At 71.4% G+C, this 24,759-nt stretch carries 29 protein-coding genes; 19 read left to right on the top strand and 10 right to left on the bottom strand.

The features are described from left to right. Window positions 1-4: 4 nt before the first annotated feature. The gene (gene dapB, locus ASF37_RS02090) at window positions 5-754 is read left to right on the top strand and encodes a 4-hydroxy-tetrahydrodipicolinate reductase (protein ID WP_055967452.1); all 750 of its coding nucleotides are present in this window, start codon (window positions 5-7) and stop codon (window positions 752-754) included. Continuing rightward, window positions 754-1,356: an alpha/beta hydrolase gene (locus tag ASF37_RS02085; RefSeq protein WP_056554208.1), complete on the top strand. Its 603-nt coding sequence runs from the start codon at window positions 754-756 to the stop codon at window positions 1,354-1,356. The genes dapB and ASF37_RS02085 overlap by 1 nt, the downstream gene beginning before the upstream one ends. A gap of 7 nt (window positions 1,357-1,363) precedes the next feature. Here ASF37_RS02085 and ASF37_RS02080 read toward each other — a convergent pair whose 3' ends face one another. Genes ASF37_RS02080 through ASF37_RS02065 form a run of 4 tightly spaced genes read right to left on the bottom strand, consistent with a single transcriptional unit; the run spans window position 1,364 to window position 3,379 of the window. After that, the gene (locus ASF37_RS02080; RefSeq protein ID WP_055967458.1) at window positions 1,364-1,666 is read right to left on the bottom strand and encodes an AzlD domain-containing protein; all 303 of its coding nucleotides are present in this window, start codon (window positions 1,664-1,666) and stop codon (window positions 1,364-1,366) included. After that, window positions 1,663-2,322: an AzlC family ABC transporter permease gene (locus ASF37_RS02075; RefSeq protein ID WP_235492948.1), complete on the bottom strand. Its 660-nt coding sequence runs from the start codon at window positions 2,320-2,322 to the stop codon at window positions 1,663-1,665. The genes ASF37_RS02080 and ASF37_RS02075 overlap by 4 nt, the downstream gene beginning before the upstream one ends. 44 nt (window positions 2,323-2,366) lie before the next feature. Continuing rightward, window positions 2,367-2,885, bottom strand: a complete 519-nt coding sequence (locus tag ASF37_RS02070; protein WP_055967464.1) for a GNAT family N-acetyltransferase — start codon at window positions 2,883-2,885, stop codon at window positions 2,367-2,369. Next, a complete protein-coding gene (locus ASF37_RS02065) occupies window positions 2,879-3,379 on the bottom strand; it encodes a hypothetical protein (RefSeq protein ID WP_055967467.1) in 501 nt (166 codons plus the stop codon). The genes ASF37_RS02070 and ASF37_RS02065 overlap by 7 nt, the downstream gene beginning before the upstream one ends. Window positions 3,380-3,430: 51 nt before the next feature. Here ASF37_RS02065 and ASF37_RS02060 point away from each other — a divergent pair, with 51 nt between their 5' ends. Together ASF37_RS02060 and ASF37_RS02055 are read left to right on the top strand one after the other, a co-directional pair. After that, window positions 3,431-4,243, top strand: coding sequence for a thymidylate synthase (locus ASF37_RS02060; protein ID WP_056578901.1), 813 nt, complete (start codon window positions 3,431-3,433; stop codon window positions 4,241-4,243). Window positions 4,244-4,251: 8 nt separating this feature from the next. Next, window positions 4,252-4,755 carry a dihydrofolate reductase gene (locus ASF37_RS02055; RefSeq protein ID WP_056576951.1) on the top strand — a complete coding sequence of 168 codons (504 nt, stop codon included), beginning with the start codon at window positions 4,252-4,254 and terminating at the stop codon, window positions 4,753-4,755. A gap of 25 nt (window positions 4,756-4,780) precedes the next feature. Here ASF37_RS02055 and ASF37_RS02050 read toward each other — a convergent pair whose 3' ends face one another. After that, the gene (locus ASF37_RS02050) at window positions 4,781-7,747 is read right to left on the bottom strand and encodes an EAL domain-containing protein (protein ID WP_056578898.1); all 2,967 of its coding nucleotides are present in this window, start codon (window positions 7,745-7,747) and stop codon (window positions 4,781-4,783) included. 97 nt (window positions 7,748-7,844) lie between these two features. On the opposite strand from ASF37_RS02050, the gene ASF37_RS02045 reads away from it, so the two are divergent. Both ASF37_RS02045 and ASF37_RS02040 read left to right on the top strand, forming a co-directional pair. Continuing rightward, window positions 7,845-8,279, top strand: a complete 435-nt coding sequence (locus tag ASF37_RS02045; protein WP_056578895.1) for a MarR family winged helix-turn-helix transcriptional regulator — start codon at window positions 7,845-7,847, stop codon at window positions 8,277-8,279. Beyond that, on the top strand, window positions 8,276-8,749 hold the full coding sequence (locus tag ASF37_RS02040; protein WP_056578892.1) for a DUF2306 domain-containing protein: 474 nt from the start codon (window positions 8,276-8,278) through the stop codon (window positions 8,747-8,749). Before ASF37_RS02045 ends, ASF37_RS02040 begins: the two co-directional genes overlap by 4 nt. Window positions 8,750-8,792: 43 nt before the next feature. Here the strand turns inward: ASF37_RS02040 and ASF37_RS02035 are convergent, their stop codons facing one another. Continuing rightward, window positions 8,793-9,599: a thioesterase family protein gene (locus ASF37_RS02035; RefSeq protein ID WP_056578889.1), complete on the bottom strand. Its 807-nt coding sequence runs from the start codon at window positions 9,597-9,599 to the stop codon at window positions 8,793-8,795. Between the two features lie 162 nt (window positions 9,600-9,761). Between ASF37_RS02035 and dapA the strand changes: the two genes are divergently transcribed. The 12 genes from dapA to ASF37_RS01975 all read left to right on the top strand — a co-directional run bounded on the left by dapA (window position 9,762) and on the right by ASF37_RS01975 (window position 21,094). Further along, window positions 9,762-10,679 (top strand): 4-hydroxy-tetrahydrodipicolinate synthase, encoded by a 918-nt coding sequence (gene dapA, locus ASF37_RS02030; protein ID WP_056576962.1) that lies wholly within the window; start codon window positions 9,762-9,764, stop codon window positions 10,677-10,679. A 21-nt stretch (window positions 10,680-10,700) separates the two neighbouring features. Further along, complete coding sequence (locus ASF37_RS02025) at window positions 10,701-12,380, top strand: ribonuclease J (RefSeq protein ID WP_056578886.1); 1,680 nt, start codon at window positions 10,701-10,703, stop codon at window positions 12,378-12,380. A 209-nt stretch (window positions 12,381-12,589) separates the two neighbouring features. After that, complete coding sequence (locus ASF37_RS02020; protein WP_156364761.1) at window positions 12,590-13,288, top strand: sirohydrochlorin chelatase; 699 nt, start codon at window positions 12,590-12,592, stop codon at window positions 13,286-13,288. Between the two features lie 318 nt (window positions 13,289-13,606). Beyond that, window positions 13,607-16,111, top strand: a complete 2,505-nt coding sequence (locus ASF37_RS02015; RefSeq protein ID WP_082481897.1) for a DNA translocase FtsK — start codon at window positions 13,607-13,609, stop codon at window positions 16,109-16,111. An 8-nt stretch (window positions 16,112-16,119) separates the two neighbouring features. Further along, window positions 16,120-16,599 (top strand): hypothetical protein, encoded by a 480-nt coding sequence (locus tag ASF37_RS02010; RefSeq protein WP_156368109.1) that lies wholly within the window; start codon window positions 16,120-16,122, stop codon window positions 16,597-16,599. A gap of 29 nt (window positions 16,600-16,628) precedes the next feature. Continuing rightward, on the top strand, window positions 16,629-17,267 hold the full coding sequence (gene pgsA / locus ASF37_RS02005; protein WP_055967498.1) for a CDP-diacylglycerol--glycerol-3-phosphate 3-phosphatidyltransferase: 639 nt from the start codon (window positions 16,629-16,631) through the stop codon (window positions 17,265-17,267). Between the two features lie 10 nt (window positions 17,268-17,277). Further along, window positions 17,278-17,790, top strand: coding sequence for a CinA family protein (locus tag ASF37_RS02000; RefSeq protein WP_056578880.1), 513 nt, complete (start codon window positions 17,278-17,280; stop codon window positions 17,788-17,790). Between the two features lie 53 nt (window positions 17,791-17,843). Then, complete coding sequence (locus ASF37_RS01995) at window positions 17,844-18,140, top strand: helix-turn-helix domain-containing protein (RefSeq protein WP_055967504.1); 297 nt, start codon at window positions 17,844-17,846, stop codon at window positions 18,138-18,140. A gap of 215 nt (window positions 18,141-18,355) precedes the next feature. Next, window positions 18,356-18,856 (top strand): GNAT family N-acetyltransferase, encoded by a 501-nt coding sequence (locus tag ASF37_RS01990; RefSeq protein WP_056576969.1) that lies wholly within the window; start codon window positions 18,356-18,358, stop codon window positions 18,854-18,856. A gap of 82 nt (window positions 18,857-18,938) precedes the next feature. Then, window positions 18,939-19,133 (top strand): DUF3046 domain-containing protein, encoded by a 195-nt coding sequence (locus ASF37_RS01985; RefSeq protein ID WP_055968556.1) that lies wholly within the window; start codon window positions 18,939-18,941, stop codon window positions 19,131-19,133. A gap of 306 nt (window positions 19,134-19,439) precedes the next feature. Further along, window positions 19,440-20,525: a recombinase RecA gene (recA, locus tag ASF37_RS01980; protein ID WP_056576972.1), complete on the top strand. Its 1,086-nt coding sequence runs from the start codon at window positions 19,440-19,442 to the stop codon at window positions 20,523-20,525. A gap of 38 nt (window positions 20,526-20,563) precedes the next feature. Then, window positions 20,564-21,094, top strand: a complete 531-nt coding sequence (locus ASF37_RS01975; RefSeq protein ID WP_235499935.1) for a regulatory protein RecX — start codon at window positions 20,564-20,566, stop codon at window positions 21,092-21,094. 39 nt (window positions 21,095-21,133) lie between these two features. On the opposite strand, the gene ASF37_RS01970 is transcribed toward ASF37_RS01975, so the two are convergent. Then, a complete protein-coding gene (locus ASF37_RS01970) occupies window positions 21,134-21,691 on the bottom strand; it encodes a PadR family transcriptional regulator (protein WP_156368023.1) in 558 nt (185 codons plus the stop codon). Window positions 21,692-21,773: 82 nt separating this feature from the next. On the opposite strand from ASF37_RS01970, the gene ASF37_RS01965 reads away from it, so the two are divergent. After that, window positions 21,774-22,235 (top strand): hotdog fold domain-containing protein, encoded by a 462-nt coding sequence (locus tag ASF37_RS01965; RefSeq protein WP_056578873.1) that lies wholly within the window; start codon window positions 21,774-21,776, stop codon window positions 22,233-22,235. Window positions 22,236-22,241: 6 nt separating this feature from the next. On the opposite strand, the gene ASF37_RS01960 is transcribed toward ASF37_RS01965, so the two are convergent. The 3 genes from ASF37_RS01960 to ASF37_RS01950 form a co-directional block, all read right to left on the bottom strand. Next, complete coding sequence (locus ASF37_RS01960; protein WP_056578870.1) at window positions 22,242-23,117, bottom strand: amino acid ABC transporter permease; 876 nt, start codon at window positions 23,115-23,117, stop codon at window positions 22,242-22,244. Beyond that, window positions 23,114-23,758, bottom strand: a complete 645-nt coding sequence (locus ASF37_RS01955; RefSeq protein WP_055967528.1) for an amino acid ABC transporter permease — start codon at window positions 23,756-23,758, stop codon at window positions 23,114-23,116. The genes ASF37_RS01960 and ASF37_RS01955 overlap by 4 nt, the downstream gene beginning before the upstream one ends. A gap of 84 nt (window positions 23,759-23,842) precedes the next feature. Further along, window positions 23,843-24,721 carry a glutamate ABC transporter substrate-binding protein gene (locus ASF37_RS01950; protein ID WP_235497756.1) on the bottom strand — a complete coding sequence of 293 codons (879 nt, stop codon included), beginning with the start codon at window positions 24,719-24,721 and terminating at the stop codon, window positions 23,843-23,845. Window positions 24,722-24,759 lie beyond the last annotated feature (38 nt).

Here is a 24,759-nt window from a genome sequence, read left to right as displayed (position 1 = left end):
GGTCATGACTCGTGTAGCCGTGCTGGGCGCCCGTGGGCGCATGGGTTCGACCTCCGTCGAGGCGCTCGACGCCGCCGACGGGATCGAGGTCGTCGCCCAGGTCGACGTCGGCGACTCCATCGACCTGGTGGGGGAGTCCGGAGCCGAGGTGGCCCTCGTCTTCACCACGCCCGACGTGGCGCTCGACCAGGTCCTGTGGTGCATCGAGCGCGGGGTGCACGTGGTCGTGGGCACCTCGGGATTCGACGGCGAGCGGCTGCGGTCGGTGCGTACGGCCGTCCACGAGCGCACCGGGGTCTCGGTGCTCGTGGTGCCCAACTTCTCCATCGGCGCGGTGCTCCTCATGCGCTTCGCCGCCACGGCCGCGCCCTTCTTCGAGTCCGTCGAGGTGATCGAGATGCACCACCCTGCGAAGGTCGACGCCCCCTCGGGGACGGCCGTCCGCACGGCCGAGCTGATCGCGGCCGCCCGCGCCGAGGCCGGTTCGCCGCCGGTCCCCGACGCCACCACCACCGACCCCGACGGTGCTCGGGGTGCCCAGGTCGACGGGATCACGGTGCACGCCGTGCGCTCGCGTGGCTTCGTCGCGTCCCAGGAGGTGCTCCTGGGCGGCGAGGGGGAGATCCTGAGCCTGCGGCACGACTCGTCCACGCGGGAGTCGTTCATGCCCGGCGTGGTGGCGGCCGTGCGTCACGTGGCCGACCGGCCGGGTGTCACCGTCGGTCTCGACGTGGTCCTCGGCCTCGGCGACTGATGGAGGTCGCGTACGCGCCCGGTCGGGTGGCGGACGTCGTCGGCGACGGTCCCACCGTCCTGCTCTGGCACGGCTCCGGCCCGAACGAGCGCCACGCCCTCGCCCGACTCGCCACCGCCGTGGCGACGTCCGGGCACCGGACCGTCACGCCGGACTGGGACGTGACCTCCTCGGACGGCGGACGCGCCGACCTGCTGACCTCCCTACGCTTCGCCCGGGAGACCGCTGACCACGATCCCGACGGTCTGGTGCTCGTCGGCTGGTCCCGCGGGGGCGTCGCAGCAGCGAGCCTCACCCTGAACCAGCGACGGCTCGGGGTCGGCCTCGCACGTACGGTCTGCGTCGCCGCCGCTCCGTTCCCTCGCGCCGACCCGATCAGCGGCGCGATGCTCGGACCGGCGTCGCCACCGGTGGCGCGCGGGACGACGGTCGCGTTCGTGACCGGGCTGCGTGACGAGCGGACACCGATCGACGAGGTGCGCGCCGTCCACCGGCAGTGGAACCACGCGGGCTGGCCCACGACGTTGCACGAGCTCGACGCCGACCACTTCTCCGTCGTCGAGGACCACGCCGAGGACGTCGCCGCCGTCGTGGTCAGCTGACCCGGGGCTACAGACGCAGGAGGGCGGCGCTGAGGGCTGCTGCCCCCACCACGGCGAGGAACGGCACACGCAGCACCAGCAGCACCGCCGCCACGGCGAGGGCGGCCAGGCGCGCGTCGACGGCGACGCGCTGTCCGTCGGCCAGCACCTGCACGGCCACCAGGGCACCGAGAAGAGCCACCGGGATCAGGTCGACGGCACGTCGGGTGGCGGGGTGCTCGAGGACCCGCTCCGGCACCGAGAGCCCGGCGAGCTTCAGGGCGTAGCAGCCGACGCACGTGAGCACGATGCCCAGCCAGGTGGCGCTCACGACGCGGGCCGTCCGAGCCGGTCACGCAGCAGCAGACCTGCCGCGACGGCCACCGCGCCGCCGGCGATGATCGGCACGCCGGCGGGGGAGAGCGGCACCAGGCCCAGGGCCACCCCGGCGCCGACCAGCGCGACGACCCGGGCGAGTGCTCCGGACAGGCGTGGCCAGAGCAGGGCCAGGAACGCCGCGCCGACCGCGGCGTCGAGCCCGTAGGTGCGGGGGTCGCCGATCGCGGTGCCCGCGAGCGCGCCGGCGAGGGTCGACAGGTTCCACAACAGGTAGATCGAGGCGCCGGTCCACCAGAACCCGAGCCTGCCGAGGACGTGGTCGCGCTGGGCGACGGCGACGGCCGTCGACTCGTCGATCACGAGGTGCGCGCCCAGGGTCCTCCGCACCCCGGTGAGACGCAGGATCGAGGCGAGGCTGAGACCGTAGAACAGGTTGCGCGTGCCCAGCAGCACGGACGTGAGGGCACCGGTCAGCGGAGCTCCGCCGGCCGCGACCACGCCGATGAAGGCGAACTGGGAGGCACCGGTGAAGGCCACCAGGGACAGCACGCACGTCTGCAGGACGCTGAGTCCCGACGCGGTGCCCAGGGCGCCGAACGAGACACCGTAGAGACCGGTGGCCACGCCGACCCCCAGGGAGTCGGCCACGACTCGGCGACGGGCGGCACTGGGTGGTTCGGGGGAGCGGTCGCTCACTCCTCGACCAACGAGGTGACGAGTCGCACCTGCTTCACGGTGTGGGCGCCGGTCTCGTCGGCGAGCTCACGGTGGGCCCCGTCGGCGGCCCACCCGGTGCCGACCACGAAGGCTCGCAGGGCGTCGTCGGTCGTGGGCAGCCACCACCGGGCTCGCTCGAAGCCGTCGGCGCGCAACGTGTCGATGGCGGCCTGGAGCAGCCGCGAGCCGTGACCCTCGCCGCGGTGGCCGGGGTCGACCAGCAGCTCGCCGACCTCGCCGTCGGCGACCTGGTCGGCGTCGGGGTCGTGGCAGGGGTGCACGAAGGCCACCCCGCGGAGCGTGGCCTGCTCGAGCGCGACGAGCACCCGGGCGCGAGCGTCCGGGGGAGTCGTGAGGAGTGCGTGCCACGCCGGGGCGACGTCGACGGTGGTCATGTCCCCGAAGGCGTCACGCCAGGCGGCCTGCTGGACGGTCGCGATCGCCGCCACGTCGTCGGGCCAGGCGAGCCGGACGCTCACGTCGGCGGTCACCACGACCGGAAGCTCTCGACGAGTCGTGTCTCGGCGCCCTCGGCCTCGAGCATCGCGGCGGTCATGGTCAGGTTGCGCAGGCCGGGCCACGTCTCGAAGCCCAGCAGGAACAGGCCCGGGACCCCGGCGAGCAGGATCGGCCAGCCGCCCCAGGTGCCCACGAACGAGACGAGGATCGCCAGCAGCACGGACGCCTCGCAGAACATCAGCTTGCGCACCGTCTGCGCGGCGTAGATGCCGATCGCGCGGCGCTCGAGGTCGTCGGGGTCGTCGTCGGGATCGAGCGGGGAGGCCTGCAGCCAGACTCGTTCGGAGAGCACGGCGGCGACCACGACCACCAGCAGCAGCGCCGCCAGCAGCCACCACGGCGGAAGATCGGCGTCGGTACCGCCGAGGGCCAGGAAGATCAGCGTCATGAAGCCTGCGGTCAGACCGATCTGCAGGAGGGCGAAGCGGCGGACCTCCTGCGGGGAGGCCTCGTACTCGGCGAGGGGCACGACCAGAGTTTCGCACAGGACCTGTCGGCGTCGGCGGGTATCCTCCGGAGCATGCAGGCCTACCTCGACCTCGTCCGCCGGATCCTCGACGAGGGCGTCGAAAAGGGCGACCGCACCGGAACCGGCACCCGCAGCGTGTTCGGGCACCAGATGCGCTTCGACCTCACGGCCGGGTTCCCGCTGGTCACCACCAAGAAGGTGCACCTCAAGTCGGTCGTCGGCGAGCTCCTCTGGTTCGTCTCGGGCGACACCAACACCCGGTGGCTCCGCGAGAACGGCATCACCATCTGGGACGAGTGGGCCGACGAGAACGGCGACCTCGGGCCGGTCTACGGCCACCAGTGGCGCTCGTGGCCGACGCCGGACGGTCAGACGATCGACCAGCTGGTGGGTGTCATCGAGTCGCTGAAGGCCGACCCGGACTCCCGGCGCCACATCGTCAGCGCCTGGAACGTGGCCGACCTGCCCGCCATGGCGCTCGCGCCCTGCCACGCCTTCTTCCAGTTCTACGTCGCACCGGCCGACGACGGGGGCCCGGGCCGCCTGTCGTGCCAGCTCTACCAGCGGTCGGCCGACGTCTTCCTCGGCGTGCCGTTCAACATCGCGTCCTACGCGCTGCTCACGCACATGGTCGCGCAGGTCGCCGGGCTGCGGGTGGGCGACTTCGTCCACACCTTCGGCGACGCGCACCTGTACCTCAACCACCTCGACCAGGCCCGCCTGCAGCTCGAGCGCGAGCCGCGCCCCCTGCCCGAGCTGTGGCTGGACCCGTCGGTCACGAGCATCGACGGGTTCACCCTGGACTCGGTCAAGGTCACCGGGTACGACCCCCACCCGGGCATCAAGGCACCGATCGCCGTCTGAGCACACGCATGACTACCGCCACCACCACGCTCGTCGTCGCGATGGGCGCCAACCGGGTGATCGGGGTCGACGGCGCCCTGCCCTGGCGGCTCCCCGAGGACCTGGCCCACTTCAAGCAGCTCACGCTCGGCCACCCGATGGTCATGGGGCGGGCCACGTACGAGTCCATCGGCCGGCCGCTGCCGGGCCGCACCACCATCGTCGTCACCCGCGACCCGCGGTGGAGCGCCGAGGGTGTCGAGGTGGCGCACTCCCTCGACGAGGCGCTCGACCGTGCCCGATCGCTCGACGACGAGGTGTTCCTGGTCGGTGGTGCCCAGGTCTACGCTGCGGCGCTCGAACGCGACCTGGTCGACGTCCTGGTGGTCACCCGCGTGGCCGCGGCGCCGGACGGCGACACGTACTTCCCGCGGATCGACTGGGAGCGCTGGCACGAGGCGGGCCGGGTCCCGCACGTCGGACCGGAGCCCGAGCGGGTGCCGTTCGACATCGTCACCTACGTGCGCGCCTGACCCGGCGCGCCGTCGGCCCCGGGCCTCAGTCGAGGTAGGTCGCCGCGAAGTCGTCGTGGTGGACCGGACGCCCAATCCCGTACCCCTGGGCGAAGTCGACGCCCTCGGCGCGCGCCACGTCGAGGACGGCTCCCTCGGCCACGAACTCCGCGACCGTCTCCTTGCCGAGCGCCTTCGCCATGGCCACCACCGATCGCAGGATCGTCCGGTCGACACCGTTGCGGTGCGAGTCGGCCACGAACTCGCCGTCGATCTTGAGCAGGTCGAAGTCGAGGTGCTTGAGGTAGGAGAGGGACCCGAACCCCGCGCCGAAGTCGTCGAGGGCCAGCCGGCATCCGGTCGACGCGACCCGTCGGGCGAAACCACGCGCGTTCTCGAGGTCGGAGACCGCCGCCGTCTCCGTGATCTCCAGCACGAGTGACTGCGGTGGGAAGGCACCCGAGGTGGCTGCCGAGACGATCATCCGTTCCAGCTCGGGATCGCCGATCGTCAGCCCGGACACGTTCACCTCGAGCACGAAGCCCGGCCGGACCCGCTGCAGGTCGGTCAGGATCGGCAGCGCATGGGCAAGGACCCAGCGGTCGAGGGCCGCGATGAGACCCGCACGTTCTGCGATGTAGAGGAATCGGCCGGGCATCACGAGAGCCCCGTCGGGGTCCCGCATGCGCAGCAGCGCCTCTGCGCCGGTGATCCGTCCCGACGCGACGTGCTGGATCGGCTGGAGGTGGAGCTCGAAGTCGTCGTGCTCGAGCGCGTGCTCGAGGCGCTCGCGCCAGCGCAGTCGCGCCCCGAGACGGGGGACCTCGTTCAGGGCGACACCGAGCACGGCGGCCCGGTCGCGGCCTGCGTCCTTCGCGTCGTACATGAGCATGTCGACCGTCGCGAGGGCGTCGTCACCGGACAGGCTGTCGGCGTAGGTGATCGGCAGGACTCCCACGCTGGCCGTGACCCGCCGCCGCGTCCCGTCGAGGGTCGCCGTGTGGTCGCGGATGCGTTCGACGAGTCGGTTCGCGAGCGCTGACGCCTCCTCCGGTCCCGCGGACGGCAGGAGCACTCCGAACTCGTCGCCGCCGAGTCGCGCCACGATGTCCGCGTCCCCCAGCTCGCGGCGCAGGACCGCGGCGACCGAGGAGATCAGCTCGTCGCCGGCCCGGTGCCCGAGCGTGTCGTTCACCTCCTTGAAGTGGTCCAGGTCCAGCAGGAGGAGCGCGCCGCGTGCCCCCGTGCGGCGGCACTCCACGAGGTGGCGTTCGAGGTCGCGGTCGAAGCGGCGCCGGTTCACCAGACCGGTGAGTGCGTCGTGGTCGGCCATGTGGGTGAGCTGGAGCTCGTAGCGCTGGCGGTCCGACACGTCGACGACGTTGACGATGATGTCGTCCGACGACGTGTCCTCGTCGGCTCGCAGTCGTGCCAGCGACAGGGAGAGGTGGACCACGTGGTCGTCGTTGGACTCCCACGTCCACGACGTGGTCGCGAGGCGCGCCGGGCTCTCGTCGAGCTCGGCCAGGAGGCGTCGGCTGGACTCCGGGTCGGGGGAGAGGTCGACGAGGTTCCGGCCCACGAGCGCTCCCGCGGGGAGCGGCAGCATCCGCTCGAGTGCGCCGTTCACCTCGAGGACGACACCGTCGGCGTCGAGGACGGCGATGCCGTGCGGCGCGTCCAGGAAGAGGTGCTCAGCGCGGTCCCGGGCCCGAGCCACCTCGCGCTCACGCCGACGCTCCGCGCTGACGTCGCGCGCCACGATCAGTGCGCGTGGACCGTCCGCCGTGTCCAGGGGCGTGACGACGACGTGGTGCTCGTCCCCGGTGCGGGTCGCCGCGAGGTCCTCCTCCGACGTGGTGCCGTCGATGGCGAGCGGGACGAGCCGGTTCCAGATCGCCATGTTGACCGGTCCCGAGAAGGCATCGAGCGGCTGTCCCACCTTGCCCTCGATCCCCTGACGCATGGCCCCGGCCCCGGCGACGAGCTCGATGGTCATCGACGGGTCGACGACGACGACCGTCGCGTCCGGCAGCTGGTCCATCACCGTGCGCCATCGGGCTTCTGCGGCCGCGAGCCGGCGCTGGTCCGAGACCGCGGCAGTCGCGTCGATGGCGACGTGGAGGTAGCCGACCACGGTGCCGTCGTCGTGGCGGAGCTCGGTGACCGCGAGGCGCACGAAGATCCTCGTCCCGTCGGCGCGCAGGTAGGTCCAGACCTGGCTCGGCGCGTCCTCGGCGGCGAGCTCGGCGAGGACGTGCCCCGGGTCGCTGTCGCGGGCCGTCGCGGTGGCCGCGAGCTCCTGCGGGTCGTGCAACGACGAGACGTTCACGCGTCCCACGACCTCGACGGCTCGGTACCCCAGGAGGTGCTCGGCCCCCACGCCGAAGGACGTGATCAACCCGGCGCGGTCGGTCGCGATCATGCTGCTCAGTCGCGCGCCTCCCAGCAGGCCGCGCGCCTCGGCCGCCGCCTTCTGGTGCTCGCGCCGTTCGACGGCGAGACGGCGCACGACGTCCTGGATGGCTGGGCCGATGAAGAGGGAGACGCCCGTCCAGATGAGGGCCATCCGCCACCCGCTGGTGGGGTAGCGCGGATCGCCGATGAGCAGTGCGGGCACCAGGAAGAGCACCAGGGTGGCCAGGGCGGAGAGCCAGAGGTCCTTGCGGCGACCGAACAGGGCCAACCACAGGACGGGGAGCGCGACGAGCCCGCCCCCGCCGCCCATGGCGCCGCCGCTGACCTCGCGCGCGGCGGCGATCACCACGAAGAAGAACAGCGGGGCACCGGGATCGGCCCAGGTGCGTACGGGCGACGTGAGGCTGCGAGCGAGGATCGCGAGGGTGACGGCGAAGAGTGCCACCACGTGCCACGGCTGCACGGGTGTCGTCGACTCCGGGTGGGGCGGTACGAGGAGGCCGAGGAGGCCGAGCGTGCCGACCGCGACGAACGGGGCGGCGGTGCGCAGGGTCGGTCGGTCCTCGACCGGCGTGGCGCGGGTGTCCCTCGTCATGGCTCAGGGTAGGAGCGAGCCGGGGTCACGTGGTGGACCTGAGACCACTGACGACTGCATATTGACGTAGGTAACTTAATCTGTGCACCATGGTCGGGTGGCCTACGACCCGACGCAACCGGCCTACCGGCTGCACACTCTCGTCTCGGCGCTCGACGCCGCGGCCGACCGCATGCTCGGCGAGTCGTTCGACATCAGCTACGGCCGGTTCCTGACCCTGGTCACGATCCAGGTGCTCGGCGCGCCCACGCAGGTCGAGCTCGCCGGCGCCCGTGGCGTCTCCGCACCCGCGGCCAGTCGGATGGTGCAGTCGCTGGTCGAGGCCGGGCTCGTCACCGCGACCCGGACGGACGGGGCGGGCAATCGTCGAGTCGTGCAGCTCACCGACGCGGGATCCACGCTCGTCGCCGACGGGGGACGGCTGCTGGAGTCCTCGTTCGAGCAGCTCCTGGCCGCGACCACCGTCACCGCCGACCAGGTGCGCTCGGTCACCGACCCCCTGCTCGCCCTCCTGAAGCCGGAGCTGTCATGACACCCCTGATCGCCACCCATGCCTTCGCCGCCGTCGTCGCGCTCCTGGTCGGGGCGTGGCAGCTCTTCCGGGGCGCGCGCGGCACCCAGGGGCATCGCGTGGCCGGGCGGGTGTGGGTCGTCGCGCTGATGTTCGTGGCCGCCTCGTCGTTCTGGATCCAGGAGATCCGGCCCGGGCACTTCAGTGCCCTGCACGCGCTCTCGGTGGTCACGCTGGTCACGGTTCCGCTCGGCATCCTCGGCGCACGGCAAGGTCGTATCCGCGACCACCGGTCTGCCATGACGGGCAACTGGATCGGGCTGGTGGGTGCCGGCATCGCCGCGGCGGCGGTGCCGGACCGCGCGATCCCGCAGCTCGTGGTGCACGACGCCGTCACCGCAGGTGTCGCGGGTCTGGCCGTCCTGGCGACCGCGGCCGCGGTCATCGGCGTCGGGCGCGTCGTCGACGCCGCCGTCGTGCCCCAGCCCTGACAACCAGTACTGAGAGCCACGCCGGAGGCGTGGGCCCCGAAGGTCAGGACAGGACGGCGAGCTGGCGGCTCTGTGCCACGAGGCGGCCCTGGTCGTCCCAGAGCTCGACGTCCTCGTCGTGGTAGCCGTGCACCACGTGGCGGGTCGTCACGTGCATCAGCGCCCACGCCGTCTCGGGGCGGCGGCGCAGGTGCACGGTCAGCTGGACGGTGGCGGAGGCCAGGAGCCCGAGCTCGGCCGTGACGGGCGGGTAGCCGTCGACGATGGCAGCGGCCGCGACGGCGTCGATCGGTCGGCCGTCCTTGGGGCGGACCCACACGCTCGCCTCGGGATCGCCGCTCGGCTCGCCACGCAGCCAGCCGGGGACCTCGGGCAGACGGACCTCGTAGCGGTCGACGATCGGGACCGCCCCGGACGGCACGTACCCGGAGACGTCGACGCCGTCGTCGGGCCCGCCGACGGGGGGCGCGCCGTGCGGCGTGTGCTCGGCCGAGCCGGCGGCGTCCCAGTCGTGCAGGGAGATGACCGCGTGCGCGACGGTGGCGCCGTTCTGCAGGAGCACTGCCTGGTGGACCGACACGCGTCGACCGACGCGCAACGTGGTCACCTCCACCGCGGCATCGCCCGGCGTCGGCGGCTTGAAGTAGCTCACCGAGACGGTGAGCAGGTCAGGGTGCCCAGGGGCGGTGGTGGCGGCCTCGTCGAGCGCGGCGCGGGCGAGCACGGCGAGCACGTAGCCGCCGTTGGCCGTCCCGTTGGGGGTGTTCCAGTCCGCGGTGAGGACGAGGTGGCGCAGGCCGTCGTCGCCGGGTGTCGAGGCGATGGCACGGTCGAGCTCGTACGTCGTCATGGGCTGACGGTAGCGACGCGCCCTGCCTGGCCCGCACGCGCGGTGCCGCACGTGGACGTCGCGCGACGAGGCACCTGGACGACCTGATCGACCCGGTCGCATCCTCCTGCGTGCTCAGCGGGCCGGACCGGACCCCGTAGCGTCGAGCGGTAACCTCGGTCCATGACCTCCCCGCTCGCCAGCGACGCCGCGCCGTTCGGGCGCGTTCTGACCGCCATGGTCACGCCGTTCACGCCCGACGGCGACCTCGACCTGGCTGCGGCGCAGAAGGTGGCGAAGCACCTGGTCGACCACGGCAACGACGGCCTCGTCGTCAGCGGCACCACCGGCGAGTCGCCCACCACCACGGTCGAGGAGGACGGACAGCTGCTGGCTGCCGTCGTCGAGGCCGTCGGTGACCGTGCCACCGTGGTGGCCGGTGTCGGCACGAACGACACCCGTCACTCCGTGCAGCTGGCCCAGCAGGCCCGCAAGGCCGGCGCCCACGGCCTGCTGGTCGTCACGCCCTACTACTCCAAGCCGCCGCAGTCGGGCATCGTCGCGCACGTCAACACCGTGGCCGAGGCCGGCGAGGACGTCCCGGTGATGCTCTACGACATCCCCGGACGCAGCGGAGTCATGCTGGCGACCGAGACCTACGTCGAGCTGCGCAAGAACCCGCTCGTGCTGTCGGTCAAGGACGCCGTCGGCGACTTCAACCGCGGTGCGTGGCTCATGCGCGAGACCGGCATCACGATCTACTCCGGCGACGACTCGCTGAACCTCGGCTGGCTCGCGTACGGAGCCAGCGGCATCGTCAGCGTCGTCTCCCACGCCGCGCCTCGTCGTCTCGCCGACCTGGTCGCCGCGGTCGACGCCGGCGACCTCGACGAGGCGCGCGCCATCCAGCGGCAGCTCCTGCCCATCGACCGGGCGATGATGACCGTCACCCAGGGCGTCATCACGGCCAAGGCCGTGCTGCAGATCCTGGGCGTGCTCGACAACCGCACGACCCGCGCGCCCCTGCCCGAGGCCACGGAGGACGAGGTCGCCATGCTGCGCGACGCCCTCGCCGCCTCTCACCTGATCGACCAGACCTGATCGACTGAACGGACGAACTCCTTGAGTCACATGCACACGGAGCTGGGCCCGCCCCCGGCCCTGGGCTCGAACACCCTGCGCGTCACCCCGCTCGGCGGACTCGGCGAGATCGGTCGCAACATGACCGTCTTCGAGTTCGGCGGCAAGCTGCTGATCGTCGACTGCGGCGTGCTGTTCCCCGAGGAGCACCACCCGGGCGTCGACCTGATCCTGCCCGACTTCGGCCCCATCCGGGAACGGCTCGACGACGTGGTCGCCGTCGTGCTGACCCACGGCCACGAGGACCACATCGGCGGTGTGCCGTACCTGCTGCGCGAGCGCGGGAACATCCCCGTGGTCGGCTCGAGGCTGACGTTGGCCCTCGTCGAGCCGAAGCTGCGCGAGCACCGGCTGCGCGACGTGCCGCAGCACGTGGTGGCCGAGAACGAGACGCTGCACCTGGGGCCGTTCGAGCTCGAGTTCGTGGCCGTCAACCACTCGATCCCCGACGCCCTCGCCGTCGCGGTCAAGACGCCCGCGGGCGTCGCGCTGCACACGGGCGACTTCAAGATGGACCAGCTGCCGCTCGACGGCCGCATCACCGACCTGCGCGCCTTCGCGCGGCTCGGCGAGGCCGGTGTCGACCTCTTCCTCACCGACTCCACCAACGCGGACGTGCCCGGGTTCACGGTGGCCGAGCGCAACATCACCCCGGCGATCGACGCGGTGTTCGCGTCCAGCACGCAGCGCGTCATCGTCGCCTCGTTCGCCTCGCACGTGCACCGGGTGCAGCAGGTCCTCGACGCCGCCGCCAAGCACGGCCGCAAGGTCGCCTACGTCGGACGCTCGATGGTGCGCAACATGCAGATCGCCCGCGACCTGGGGTACCTGCACGTGCCCGACGGGGTCGTCGTCGACCGGATCGACGACGCGCCGCCGGAGAAGATGGTGCTGATGTCCACCGGTTCCCAGGGCGAGCCCATGGCCGCCCTGTCGCGCATCGCCAACCGCAGCCACCCCCAGGTCAGCCTCGAGCCGGGCGACACGGTCCTGCTGGCGTCCTCGCTCATCCCGGGCAACGAGAACGCCGTCTACCGCGTCATCGACGGGCTCACCAAGATCGGCGCGCGCGTGGTCCACAAGGGCAACGCCCTGGTGCACGTGTCCGGGCACGCGTCGGCCGGCGAGCTCCTCTACTGCTACAACATCGTCAAGCCCACCAACGTGCTGCCGGTGCACGGGGAGATCCGCCACCTGCACGCCAACGCCGCGCTGGCCACGCAGACGGGCGTGCCGAACGTGCTGCTGGCCGAGGACGGGTACGTCGTCGACCTGGTCGACGGGCACGCGTCCGTGGTCGGCGCGGTCGAGTGCGGCTACGTCTACGTCGACGGCTCCTCGGTCGGCGAGATCACCGACAGCGAGCTCAAGGACCGTCGGATCCTGCGCGACGAGGGCTTCATCTCCGTCGTCGTGGTGGTCGACTCCACGAACGGCAAGATCGTCACGGGCCCGGAGGTGCACGCGCGCGGTCTCGCCGAGGACGACTCCGTCTTCGACGAGATCACGCCCAAGATCGTCGACGCGGTGGAGCAGGCGCTGCGCGAGGGCACGCACGACACGCAGCAGCTGCAGCAGGTCGTGCGCCGTGTGCTCGGCTCGTTCGCCGGCCGGAAGCTGCGGCGTCGGCCCATGATCATCCCCATCGTGCTCGAGGCCTGAGCCGTCCGACCCGGTCCGATCGAAGACCTTCGGACTGTTACGCAGGTGAAACCTGTGGGCGGTGGTGCCGAAACACGCGCTGACTAACGTCGTCATCAAGAGTTCGGCGCGGGGCCGAACCGTGGTGGGACACCGGTTGCGGCCGGCAGCGTCGTTACGCACGACGGTGCCGGCCGTACGCCGATCTCCCCGCACGAGGGGGTTGGTCAGTGACGTCACGCAGGTCCGACGAGGTGTTGCTCGCCTGCTCATCCGGGCATGCCGATCCGGCCGAACGGGTGGCCCTCCAGGGCCTGGTCAACGCCGTGCGACGCGACGCTCCGTCGGTCGACGTGCGCGACACCCCGGTCGACCTGATGGCCCTCGACGACGCGTGGCCGCCCGTGCGGGTGGCGGTGCCGCTGACGCTGACCGGAGGGACCGCCGTGGCGGGCGCGCTGTCGGCCGCCTCCCGGCACGACCCGTCCCTCGTGGTCGCGCACCCGATCGGCCCGGACTGGACGTTGGCCGAGCTGTGCGTGCAGCGACTGATCGAGGCAGGGGCCCGCAAGGACGACACGATCGTCCTGGGTGTCTCCGGAGCCCATGACGACGCGGCGATCACGGGCTACTCCCGGATGGCGCGGCTGGTCAGCGCCGTGTGGGGCGGGCCGGTGCACATCGGCTCCATCGGCGGGAAGGACACGCCGCTCACCGACGCCGTCGACATCGCGCGGGCCTACGGCCAGCGGGTGGTGGTCTCGTCCTACGTGCTGACCCCGGGTCGCGACGCCGACATGCTGCGCCACTGCGGTGCCGACCTGGTGACGGCACCCGTGCTCGACGGCGGGCTGCCCGACCGACGGGTCGTCGACCTCGTGCTCGCTCGGTTCCACCAGGCCCTCGGTCTCGGCGTCGCAGCGCTCTGAGGTCGGTCGTCCGGCGGCCGCGCTGCCTCCGGCCTCCGCGACGACCTGCGGCTGCGCTGCCCCGGCCTCGAGCGGGGCCGCTCTACCGGGCTGTCCTCGGGCCGTGCTCGGGCCGTGCTCGGGCCGTCAGAGGTAGGTGACGCACGCATCCGCGCCGTCAGAGGTAGGTCTCGCACCGAAGGGCGGTCTCGACAGGTGCGACAGCTACCTCCCACGCCGCGATGCGGTGCGACACCTACGTCTGGCACGCCGGGAATCCCCGCCGGGTCGACGGCGTGGGTGCACGCCGACCCTCGACTTCTGGTTTAGGCTCTCGCCATGGCGACCCGAACGTCTTCCCCGCCGCGCAAGCGGCCGTCCGGCAGCCAGGCCCGCAAGAAGCCTGCCTCCCGCAGCACCGCGAAGCGCAAGCCCGCGGCGCGCAAGCCTGCCCCGCGGCGCACCGGACCCGGTCCCGTGGCCGCGGTGCTCGGCGGGCTCGCCCGTGCCTGCGCAGCCGTCTGGCTGGGCATCGCCGGAGCCGTCGGCGCGGTCGCGCGCAGCATCGGGCACTCCGCGGCCGAGCTGGAGCCCGAGCAGCGCCGTGACGGCGTCGGGTTCGGCATCGTCGCGCTCGCCATCGTCGTGGCCGCCGCCGTCTGGTGGCAGGTCCCCGGTCCGGTGGCCGACGCGGTGCGTGCCGCCACCACGGGCACGGTGGGTCTGCTGGCCTGGGCCGTGCCGATCCTGTTCGCCGTCATCGCCTGGCGCACGCTGCGCCACCCCGACCGCAACGGCCCCGTGGGCCGTCAGGTCATCGGCTGGTCGGCCATCTGCGGTGGCGTGCTCGGCCTCGTGCACCTCGCCCACGGCGTGCCGCGCCCGGAGGACATGGTCGAGGTCCGCGACGCCGGGGGAGCGGTCGGGTTCCTGTTCTCCGCCATCCCCATGGACCTGCTGCGCACCGAGTACGTCGTGGCCCCGATCCTCGTGCTCGTCGTCCTGTTCGGCCTGCTCGTCGTCACCGCCACGCCCCTCCATGCCGTGCCCACGCGACTGCAAGAGGCCCGCGACCGTGCCCTCGGACGTCACGTCGAGGACGCCGAGGCGGAGCCGGAGGCGAGCCCGCGCAAGCGTCACCCCCGCACCGTGGCCGACGAGCCGTACGAGAACCCGCTCGTCGACGGTCCCGACGAGGACCGCCAGGTCTCGGCCCGACGTCGCCGCAAGGCCGAGAAGGCCGAGGCCGACGCCGCGGCCGCGGCTGCGAGTGCGATGGAGGTCGACGCCGCGCCGGAGACCGAGGACACCACCGACGTCGTGCTGCCGCCCATGGAGCCGCTGCCGGCACGCGCCGAGCAGCTCGCACTCTCGGGCGACGTCGTCTACTCCCTGCCCGACTCCACGGTCCTGCGCGAGGGCAGCCCGCACAAGGCGCGCTCCGCGGCCTCCGACGAGGTCGTCGAGCGGCTCACCGAGGTCCTCGAGCAGTTCCAGATCGACGCCCAGGTCACCGGCTACACCCGCGGACCGACGGTCACCCGCTACGAGGTCGAGCTCGGACCGGCCGTCAAGGTCGAGAAGGTCACCGCGCTGAGCAAGAACATCTCCTACGCCGTGGCCTCGAACGAGGTCCGCATCCTCAGCCCGATCCCCGGCAAGTCCGCGATCGGCGTCGAGATCCCGAACGTCGACAAGGAGATGGTCTCCCTCGGCGACGTGCTCCGCTCGGCCAAGGCCCGCGGCGACCACCACCCGATGGTCATCGGCCTCGGCAAGGACGTCGAGGGCGGGTTCGTGGTCGCCAACCTCGCCAAGATGCCCCACCTGCTGGTGGCCGGCGCCACCGGCTCCGGCAAGTCGAGCTTCGTCAACTCCATGATCGCGTCGCTGCTGATGCGCTCGACGCCCGACGAGGTGCGGATGATCATGGTCGACCCCAAGCGGGTCGAGCTGACGGCCTACGAGGGCATCCCGCACCTCATCACGCCGATCATCACGAACCCCAAGAAGGCGGCCGAGGCGCTCCAGTGGGTCGTGCGCGAGATGGACCAGCGCTACGACGACCTCGCCAACTTCGGCTTCCGGCACGTCGACGACTTCAACAAGGCGGTGCGCGCCGGCTCCGTGAAGGTGCCCCCGGGCAGCGAGCGCGTGCTCACCCCGTACCCGTACCTCCTGGTGGTCGTCGACGAGCTCGCCGACCTCATGATGGTCGCCCCGCGCGACGTCGAGGACTCGGTCGTGCGCATCACGCAGCTCGCGCGCGCCGCCGGCATCCACCTGGTGCTCGCCACCCAGCGACCCAGCGTCGACGTGGTCACCGGGCTCATCAAGGCCAACGTGCCCAGCCGTCTGGCCTTCGCCACCAGCTCCCTCGCCGACAGCCGCGTGATCCTCGACCAGCCGGGCGCCGAGAAGCTCGTCGGGCAGGGCGACGGACTGTTCCTGCCCATGGGTGCCAACAAGTCGATGCGCATGCAGGGCGCCTGGATCACCGAGGCGGAGATCGCGGAGGTGGTCAAGCACTGCAAGGAGCAGCTGCAGCCGAGCTACCGCGACGACGTCACGGCACCCGCGCAGGCCAAGCGCGACCTCGACGACGACATCGGCGACGACATGGACCTGGTCATCCAGGCGGTCGAGCTCGTGGTCACCACGCAGTTCGGCTCGACGTCGATGCTGCAGCGCAAGCTGCGCGTCGGGTTCGCCAAGGCCGGCCGGCTCATGGACATCATGGAGAGCCGCGGCGTCGTGGGCCCGAGCGAGGGCTCCAAGGCCCGCGACGTGCTGATCAAGCCCGACGACCTCGAGGACGTCCTCGCCTCGATCAGCGTCGGCTGAGCGTGCCCATGGTCGACGAGCGTGCCGACGCGCCAGGATCCGGGGAGCCCGCCTCCGACGAGCCGTTCGAGATCCGTCGACGGATCGCCCTGTTCGCGCTCCTGGGGCTGGCCGCGCTCGGGGTCGCGTCCGGGTTCGCCTGGCTGGCCTGGGACCGGGACGACGTGCTGCTGTGGGTGCCTGCCGCGGTGCTCGCGCTGCTCTCCCTCGCGGTGCTGCAAGGCGTCCGCGACGCGCGTACCCCGTTGTTCGTGGCGGACGCCCACGGGGTGAGGATGCGCGACGGCGACGGCTGGGTCGGGCTGCTGTGGAGCGAGATGGCCGACATCCGCGTCGAGCCGCGCGAGGGGCTGCTCGACGCGCGGGTCAAGGTCGTGAGCCCCGACGGCCAGAAGATCTACACCGCCCCGCTGGGCCTCGGCACGACCGTCTCGGCCGAGGAGGCCGAGGTCCAGGTGGCCAGGCGCCGGAGCCCTGCTCCATACTGAAACGTCCGCCCCGCCACCGAGAGGCATGCATGCAGCCGGCCGACGCCAGCCACGATCCGACGCCCGAGCACGCTCCCAGCAACCTGAACATCGCGAACGCCCTCACGGTCCTGCGGATCGTCGGCGTGCCGCTCTTCGGCTGGTTGCTGCTCACGCAGGACGGGTCCGACGTCTCGACGCGGGTCTGGGCGTTCGTGGCCTTCTCGCTGCTGATGATCACCGATCGCATCGACGGTGACCTCGCGCGAAGCCGCAACCTCGTCACCAACTTCGGCAAGCTCGCCGACCCCATCGCCGACAAGGCGCTCACCGGCATGGCGTTCGTCGGCCTGTCGATCATCGGCGTGCTCTGGTGGTGGGTCACGATCGTGCTGCTGGTGCGCGAGTGGGGCATCACGCTCATGCGGTTCGTGGTCAAGAAGTACGGCGTGATGCCGGCGAGCCAGGGCGGGCGCATCAAGACCACGCTCCAGGCCCTCGCGATCGGCGGCTACGTGCTCCCCTTCGAGCTGTGGGACAACACCGCCAGCGACGTGCTGCGATGGGCGACGCACGTGATCATGGCGGCCGCCCTGGCCATCACGATCGTCACGGCGGTGCAGTACGTGCGCGACGCGATCGTGCTGCGGCGGGACGCGAAGGCGTCGGCCCCGAGCCCCGAGTCGTGAGCCCGGAGTCGTGACACCGGGCCCCGACGCCGTCGAGGTCGTGCGCCTGCTCCGTGAGCGCGGCGAGACGATCGCCACGGCCGAGTCGCTCACGGGAGGGCTCCTGTGCGCGGCCCTCGTGGACGTGCCAGGGGCGTCGGACGTGGTCGTCGGTGGTCTCGTCGCCTATGCCACGCAGGTCAAGACGGACGTGCTGGGGGTCGACCCCGACCTGGTGACCGTGCGTGGCACGGTCGATCCCGACGTCGCCGTCGCGATGGCCGCGTCGGTGCACCACCTGCTGGGCTCCGACTGGGGCGTCTCGACCACCGGCGTGGCCGGGCCGGGTCCGAGCGAGGGCAAGTCCGCCGGGACGGTCCACGTCGGCATCGACGGACCGGGGTCGCGGGAGGTGTCGGTGCCGCTCGCGCTGTCGGGCGACCGCGACGAGGTCCGCGCGGCGACGGTCGCTGCGGCGCTGTCGCACCTGGTCGCTAGGCTGGATCCAGAGAGTCGGGAATCACACCCGAGCCCATCGCGTTGACCCTCGCAGGAATGCGTTGATCTCTCACGGAGCACGGCGGACGGAGGTGGACCATGACGGCCATGAGGCAGCTGGTCGGTGAGGTGCTGCGCGCCCGCCGGATGGCCCAGGGGCTCACCCTCCGCGACGTCTCCGCCAAGGCACGGGTCTCCCTCGGGTACATCTCCGAGGTCGAGCGCGGCCAGAAGGAGCCCAGCTCGGAGCTGCTGGCTGCCCTCGCCGCCGCCCTGGAGGTGCCGCTGAGCAAGGTGCTCCTCGACGTCAGCACGCTGCTGGCCATCGAGGAGGCCACCGACCTCGCGAGCGTGTCGTCCATCGCCCCCGGCGAGGTCGAGGTCTCCGCGGCCTGACCCGCCGACCCCACACCGTGGGCCCGGCGAGCCTGGACCGACGGCTTGGGGCCTCACGTCGCGTGGGGGTCGAGCCTGCCAGGCGATCGGCGTCACGGTCCTGGCATGCTGGCCGACGGCAGCGAAGGACCGAGGCACGGCCCGTCCCGCGGTGTCACGGACGTACGACCAGCGACGACGAGGCGGGGGTATTGGTGAATCCCAGTGACTGGGGCTTGCGACCCCTCGTCCTCGACGACGTCGACGCCGTCCACGCCGTCTACTCCGACCCCGGCACCTGGCGGCACCTGCCCGCGGGCGTCTTCACGGACCGCTCGCAGAGCGTGGGTCTGGCGGAGCGTGCGGAGCGCGACTGGCGCGACGTCGGCCTGGGGGAGTGGGCGGTCCTGGTGGCCGGCGAGGTCGTCGGCACCGGAGGCGCCATGCCCCGCGACGGCTGGTGGAACCTCGGCTTCCGCCTCGCGCCTCGCGTGTGGGGCCACGGCCTCGGCACGTGGGTGGCCAGCGTAGGCGTGGGCGCCGCGCACCGCACCCGCGAGGACTGGCCCGTCGTGGCGCGGTCACTGTCGTCGAACCCCGCCTCCGGCCGGGTCAGCGAGCTCGCCGGGCTCGAGCTGGTGCACCGGGCCCCGTTCCCCGACGGCCTCGACCGCCTCGTGCACGCGGACCGGCCGCTCGAGCCCGCCCTGCTCGACGCGATCGTCGCGCTCGGCTGAGGTCGGCGGACGGCCCGAGCGGCTCCGAGGTCCGTCCGAGGCCGTCGCCGACGGCTGTGCGCCCCGTGGCATGCTGGCCGCGATGAGGCACAGCGAGTTCTGGGAGCGGATGCGGATCCACCTCGGCCCGGCGTACGCCCGCTCGTGGGCGGAGTCGCAGGTCATGTCCGACCTGGGTGGTCGCACGGCCAGCGAGGCGCTCGACGCCGGGGTCGACCCCAAGACCGTGTGGCGTGCCGTGCACGCCCGCCTGGAGCTTCCTGCCAGCGAGCGCTGACCGCCCGCCCGTTCCCCCATCGGTGGATCCTCAACATCTGGAGCTTCATCGGTGGATCCTCAACCACAGCGGGCGTTCCGCGGTTGAGGATCCACCGATCGTGGCGGAGTCGTGAGCGTGCCGGCACCGACGAGGTCGACACGGCGTGTCGCATCCGATCGAACAGGTGTTCGTACTAGCGTTGTCCACACGGTTGACGCGAAGGTGTGTCGCTGTCCACAGGCGGGGTCGACGAGGCCCCAGATGTCTGAGGCGGCCCCTAGCGTCGCAGATGACCGGCCCCCACCGAGCAGAACGGACCAGCCCATGGCTTCCAAGGCACCACTGACCCCCGTCACCGCCGTCACGAGCGACCAGCGCGAGAAGGCGATCGACAACGCGATCGCCCAGATCGACCGCAACTACGGCAAGGGCGCCGTCATGCGCCTCGGTGAGCGGGGCCGCGTCCCGATCAACGTCATCCCGACGGGCGCCACGGCGCTCGACATCGCGCTCGGCATCGGCGGTCTGCCGCGCGGGCGCATCGTCGAGATCTACGGTCCGGAGTCCTCGGGCAAGACCACGGTCGCGCTGCACGCGGTGGCCAACGCCCAGAAGGCCGGTGGGGTGGCGGCCTTCATCGATGCCGAGCACGCGCTCGACCCCGACTACGCCCGCAAGCTGGGTGTCGACACCGACGCGCTGCTCATCTCCCAGCCCGACTCCGGTGAGCAGGCCCTCGAGATCGCCGACATGCTGATCCGCTCGGGCGCCATCGACGTCATCGTCATCGACTCCGTGGCGGCCCTGGTGCCCCGCGCCGAGATCGACGGCGAGATGGGCGACAGCCACGTCGGTCTGCAGGCTCGCCTCATGAGCCAGGCCCTGCGCAAGATGACGGGCGCCATCCACGGCTCGGGCACCACGGCGATCTTCATCAACCAGCTGCGCGAGAAGATCGGCGTCATGTTCGGCTCGCCCGAGACCACCACCGGCGGCAAGGCGCTCAAGTTCTACGCCTCCGTCCGGCTCGACGTTCGCCGCATCGAGACGCTCAAGGACGGCACCGACATGGTCGGCAACCGCACACGCGTCAAGGTCGTCAAGAACAAGCTCGCCCCGCCGTTCAAGCAGGCCGAGTTCGACATCATGTATGGCCAGGGCATCAGCCGGGAGGGCAGCTTGATCGACGTCGGCGTGGAGACGGGCATGGTCCGCAAGGCCGGCGCCTGGTACACGTACGAGGGCGACCAGCTGGGCCAGGGCAAGGAGAACGCCCGCCAGTTCCTCAAGGACAACCCCGACCTCGCCGAGGAGCTGGAGAAGCGCGTCAAGGAGCACCTGGGAGTCGGCGCCACGATCGACGACGAGGTCGCCGACGACGACATCGACCTGCCCGCGACGGAGTTCTGAGCGTGCCCGGGGGACAGGCGCGAGGGCAGGAGCCGCCCGTGGGCTCGGACGAGCCGGTGCGCGACACCGCGCAGAATCCCGATGCCGACGTCGAGTCGGTGGCTCGCACCATCCTGCTCAACAAGCTCACGGACTCGCCGCGCAGCCGGGCCGAGCTCGCCGAGGCGCTGGCGCGCAAGCACGTGCCCGACGACGTCGCGACGCGGTTGCTCGACCGGTTCGAGGAGGTCGGTCTGATCGACGACGCCGCGTTCGCGCGGGCCTGGGTCGAGTCGCGCTCGCGCAGCAAGGGCCTGGCCACCAAGGTGCTGGCGCTCGAGCTCCGGCGCAAGGGCATCGCCGACGAGATCGCGCGGGAGGTCCTGGCCGACGTCGATCCCGACTCCGAGCGTGAGGCGGCCCACCGGCTGGTCCAGAAGAAGCTGCGCTCCATGCGCGGCCTCGACGACACCACCCGGATCCGTCGGCTCACCGGCATGCTGGCGCGCAAGGGCTACTCGCCCCAGGTTGCCTTCGACGTGGTCCGCGAGGAGCTCGAGGCCGACGTGGAGCCGCTCGTCTCCACCTGAGCTGGTGGCGGCAACGGGTGTGGTGTGGGGGAGTGCGGCTCAGCCGCGCTCCTCCACGTCGCGTCGGATCCGTTCGACGATGTCCTTCTCGCTGTCGTAGTACGACATGCCCCAGTCGGCGACGCGGGCCGCGTAGCGGAGCTCCTCGACGTCTCCGAGCATCTCGCGCACGGCCTCCAGCTCCTTGCGCTGCACGGCGAGCCGCTCGAGGTAGTCGTCGAGCATCTCCTGCACGTGCTCGGTCGAGGTGAGCCGACCCATCAGCAGACGCAGAGCCACCGGGTGCTTGAGCACCGGGAACGGGTCGTCCACGGGTGCGGAGAGCCACCGTTCCACCTGGGTGCGTCCCTCGTCGCTGATCTTGAAGCGGCGCGTGGTGCGTCGTCCCTCGGTCTGCTCCACGGCGTGCACCAGGTCGCCCTGGAGCAGCTTGTCGAGCTCGGTGTAGATCTGGCTCATCGCCGGCGACGTCCAGTAGAACCGCAGCGTCCGGTCGGCACGCTGCTTCAGCTCGTAGCCCGTGAGGCCCTTGGTCTCGGACTCCCCGTCGAAGGCCAGCAGCCCCAAGATGGCGTACGAGGTCATCGACAGGTTCACGTCGCTCACCCTACTGAGCCGTTCGCCACATCGCCCGCGCCGACGCAGACAGCGACGCTGTCAGGGTCCTAGACTCACGCGCATGCCCAGCACCCTCGATGTGTACCGGAAGATGTCGGCCCTCCCGCAGGGGAAGCGACTGTTCTCCATCTTCTACGGCCAGAAGGCGCCGTACTTCGCGTCGATCCACATGGCCGTACGCGAGATGCGGCCGCACTTCGCCGAGATCACGATCCCGAAGCGGCGCAGCGTGCAGAACCACATCGGCACCGTGCACGCGATCGCGGCCTGCAACGGTCTGGAGGCGGCCATGGGCCTGCTCGCCGAGGCCACCTGCCCGAGCGACTCCCGCTGGCTGCCCAAGGGCATGGACGTGAAGTACCTGGCGAAGTCGGCCGGCGACCTCTACTGCACCGCCGAGTCCAGCCCCGAGGACTGGGCCAACGGTCCCGACGTCCCGATCCGCGTGAAGGCGGCGCTGAAGGACGGCACCGTCACGGTCGAGGGCACCATCCACCTCTGGGTCACCCCCAAGAAGCGCTGAGCCGGCTCAGGCCGGACCCGGTGCGCCGGTGCCGCCCGCACCACCGTCGGGCTGGTCCTGCACGACGCCACCGACCTGGTCGGACGACTTTCGCTGACCGATGTAGCGCCGCTGCACCCACCCACCGAGCCAGGTGAGCAGCAGGTTCATCGCGATGTAGACGACTGCGAGCACGATGGCGGTGGCCAGCCGGTTGTCGAAGGTGTTCCAGACCGAGCGACCTGCCACGGTGAGGCCCGGCGCGAGGATCGCGTACCCCAGGCTGGTGTCCTTCAGCACGACGATGCACTGGCTGATGATCGAGGGGAACATGATCTTCACGGCCTGCGGCAGCAGGATGATGCGCGTGACCGCGCTCTTGCGCAGACCGAGCGCATAGGCCGCCTCCGCCTGTCCCTTCGGCACGGCGTTGATGCCGGCGCGGAAGACCTCGGCGAGCACCGATCCGTTGTAGAGGATCAGGCCGATCACGAGGGGGAACAGCACCCCGTTCGGGTACGACGCGAGCCCCCAGACGAAGATGATGAGCAGCAGCAGCGGCACCGCGCGGAAGAACTCCACAACGGTCCACGACGGCCACCGCACGAGCCGGCTGTCGCTCAGCTTGCCGACCCCCAGCAGGACGCCGAACACGACAGCCCCGACGATGGCGATGCCGGCGGCGCGCAGGGTGTCGATGAGGCCCTGGACGAGGACGTCGACGATCCGCGGGGTGACGAACGGCTCCCACTGCTGGGCGGTGAGCTGGTTCTCGCTGTAGAGCTTCCAGACGACCAGCGCGGCGAGCGCGACGACGCCGACGACCGTGGCGATGCCCAGCAGCCGGTAGCGGCGGGCGGCCTTCGGTCCGGGGACGTCGAAGAGGACGGATGCCTGGCTCATGCGACCCTCCAGGCCTTCTCGAAGCGGGACGCGCCGAAGGAGATCAGCTCGACGATGACGATGTAGCCGAGGGCGATCCCGAGGAAGATGACGATGCGCTCGCTCGCGTAGTCGTTGCTGAGCCCCTTCATGCGGAAGGTGGCCTCGGCGATGCCGAACACCGCGGCGAGCGAGGTGTTCTTGGTCAGGGCGATGAACACGCTCGCCAGCGGCGGGACCGTGAGCCGGAACGCCTGGGGGAGCACGACCTGCGTCATGGTCAGGGAGAAGGGCATCCCGATCGACCGTGCGGCCTCGGCCTGGCCGAGCCCGATGCCGTTGATGCCCGAGCGGATCGCCTCGGTGACGAAGGCCGCCGTGTAGAGGCCCATCGCGAGCGTGATCATGACGAAGAAGCCGAAGTCGATGCCGACCTCGGGCAGCCCGTAGTAGGTGAGCAGGATCAGCACCAGCAACGGGGTGTTGCGGAAGATGGTGACGTAGCCGATCCCGACGCCGCGCAGCACCGGCACCGGCGACACGCGGGCAACGGCCACGAGTGTGCCGACCACCAGCGCGAGCGCGCCGGACGCGACGAGCAGCTTCAAGGTCTCACCGAAACCGGAGAGCACCAGGCCGAAGTTCTCGCTGAGGGCTTCCACGTCACCTCCGTCGTCGAGCGACAGTCGCAGGATGGTCGGCCGGTCGCCGGGCGATGAGGCCCGGCGACCGGTCGGTCGGTCGGATCAGGCGCAGGCGTCGAGCGTCGGCTTCTCGGGCACGTCGTTGCCCGACTTGCCGAGCGTCGCGTCGAAGGCCTTCTCGAAGTCGCCGTCGTCGTACGCCTTCTCGATCGTGTCGTTGAGGAACTGGCACAGCTCGGGGGCGTCCTTGCTGTAGCCGACGCCGTAGCGCTCCTCGGAGAAGGGCTCACCGACGACCTTGAGCTCGTCGGGCGCCTGCGCGGCGTAGCCGAGCAGGATCGCGCCGTCGGTGGTGACGGCGTCGACGGAGCCGTTCTTCAGCTGGTCGACGCACTCGGAGTACGTGTCGAAGCCGGCCGGAGTCGCGCCGTACTCCTCCTCGACCGTCTTGATCGACGTGGAGCCGGTGACCGAGCAGACCTTCTTGCCCTCGAGGTCGTCCGGACCGTTGATGGAGTCGTCGTCGGCGGCGACGAGCAGGCTCTGGCCGGTGACGTAGTACGGACCGGCCTGGCCGACGACCTTGCGACGGTCGTCGGTGATCGAGTACGACGCGATGACGAAGTCGACCGTGCCGTTCTGCAGGAACGGCTCGCGGTTGTCGGAGATCGCCTCGACCCACTCGATCTTGTCGGGCTCGATGCCCAGCTGGCCGGCGATGATCTTGCCGAGCTCGGGATCGATGCCGGTGGGCGCCTCGGAGCCGGCGGCCTTGAAGCCGACGCCGGGCTGGTCGTACTTGACGCCGATCTTGACGCTGCCCGCCTCTGCCAGCTCGGCCATGCGCGAGCCCGCCTCGAAGTCGGGGCTGTCGACGACCTCGTACTCGTTGCCGGACGCCGCCGTGCCGTCGTCCTCGCCTGCGTTGCCGCAGGCCGAGGCGGCCAGGACGACCGCTGCGGCGACTGCCGCGAGCTTCATGCTGCGCACCTTCATGGGAGCTTCCCCTCGATCGGTTG

Source organism: Aeromicrobium sp. Leaf289 (assembly GCF_001423335.1).
Lineage (GTDB): Bacteria > Actinomycetota > Actinomycetes > Propionibacteriales > Nocardioidaceae > Aeromicrobium.
This window is presented reverse-complemented; position numbering and strand designations above follow the sequence as displayed.

Excerpts from the sequence above, each read along its gene's own strand:
- recA (WP_056576972.1), top strand. The coding sequence starts at position 19,440 with ATGGCTTCCAAGGCACCACTGACCCCCGTCACCGCCGTCACGAGCGAC.
- ASF37_RS02085 (WP_056554208.1), top strand. The coding sequence starts at position 754 with ATGGAGGTCGCGTACGCGCCCGGTCGGGTGGCGGACGTCGTCGGCGAC.
- ASF37_RS01985 (WP_055968556.1), top strand. The coding sequence starts at position 18,939 with ATGAGGCACAGCGAGTTCTGGGAGCGGATGCGGATCCACCTCGGCCCG.
- ASF37_RS01965 (WP_056578873.1), top strand. The coding sequence starts at position 21,774 with ATGCCCAGCACCCTCGATGTGTACCGGAAGATGTCGGCCCTCCCGCAG.
- ASF37_RS02050 (WP_056578898.1), bottom strand. The coding sequence starts at position 7,747 with ATGACGAGGGACACCCGCGCCACGCCGGTCGAGGACCGACCGACCCTG.
- ASF37_RS01950 (WP_235497756.1), bottom strand. The coding sequence starts at position 24,721 with ATGAAGCTCGCGGCAGTCGCCGCAGCGGTCGTCCTGGCCGCCTCGGCC.
- pgsA (WP_055967498.1), top strand. The coding sequence starts at position 16,629 with ATGCAGCCGGCCGACGCCAGCCACGATCCGACGCCCGAGCACGCTCCC.
- ASF37_RS02060 (WP_056578901.1), top strand. The coding sequence starts at position 3,431 with ATGCAGGCCTACCTCGACCTCGTCCGCCGGATCCTCGACGAGGGCGTC.
- ASF37_RS02010 (WP_156368109.1), top strand. The coding sequence starts at position 16,120 with ATGGTCGACGAGCGTGCCGACGCGCCAGGATCCGGGGAGCCCGCCTCC.
- ASF37_RS02040 (WP_056578892.1), top strand. The coding sequence starts at position 8,276 with ATGACACCCCTGATCGCCACCCATGCCTTCGCCGCCGTCGTCGCGCTC.
- ASF37_RS01995 (WP_055967504.1), top strand. The coding sequence starts at position 17,844 with ATGACGGCCATGAGGCAGCTGGTCGGTGAGGTGCTGCGCGCCCGCCGG.
- dapA (WP_056576962.1), top strand. The coding sequence starts at position 9,762 with ATGACCTCCCCGCTCGCCAGCGACGCCGCGCCGTTCGGGCGCGTTCTG.
- ASF37_RS02015 (WP_082481897.1), top strand. The coding sequence starts at position 13,607 with ATGGCGACCCGAACGTCTTCCCCGCCGCGCAAGCGGCCGTCCGGCAGC.
- dapB (WP_055967452.1), top strand. The coding sequence starts at position 5 with ATGACTCGTGTAGCCGTGCTGGGCGCCCGTGGGCGCATGGGTTCGACC.
- ASF37_RS01960 (WP_056578870.1), bottom strand. The coding sequence starts at position 23,117 with ATGAGCCAGGCATCCGTCCTCTTCGACGTCCCCGGACCGAAGGCCGCC.
- ASF37_RS02035 (WP_056578889.1), bottom strand. The coding sequence starts at position 9,599 with ATGACGACGTACGAGCTCGACCGTGCCATCGCCTCGACACCCGGCGAC.
- ASF37_RS02055 (WP_056576951.1), top strand. The coding sequence starts at position 4,252 with ATGACTACCGCCACCACCACGCTCGTCGTCGCGATGGGCGCCAACCGG.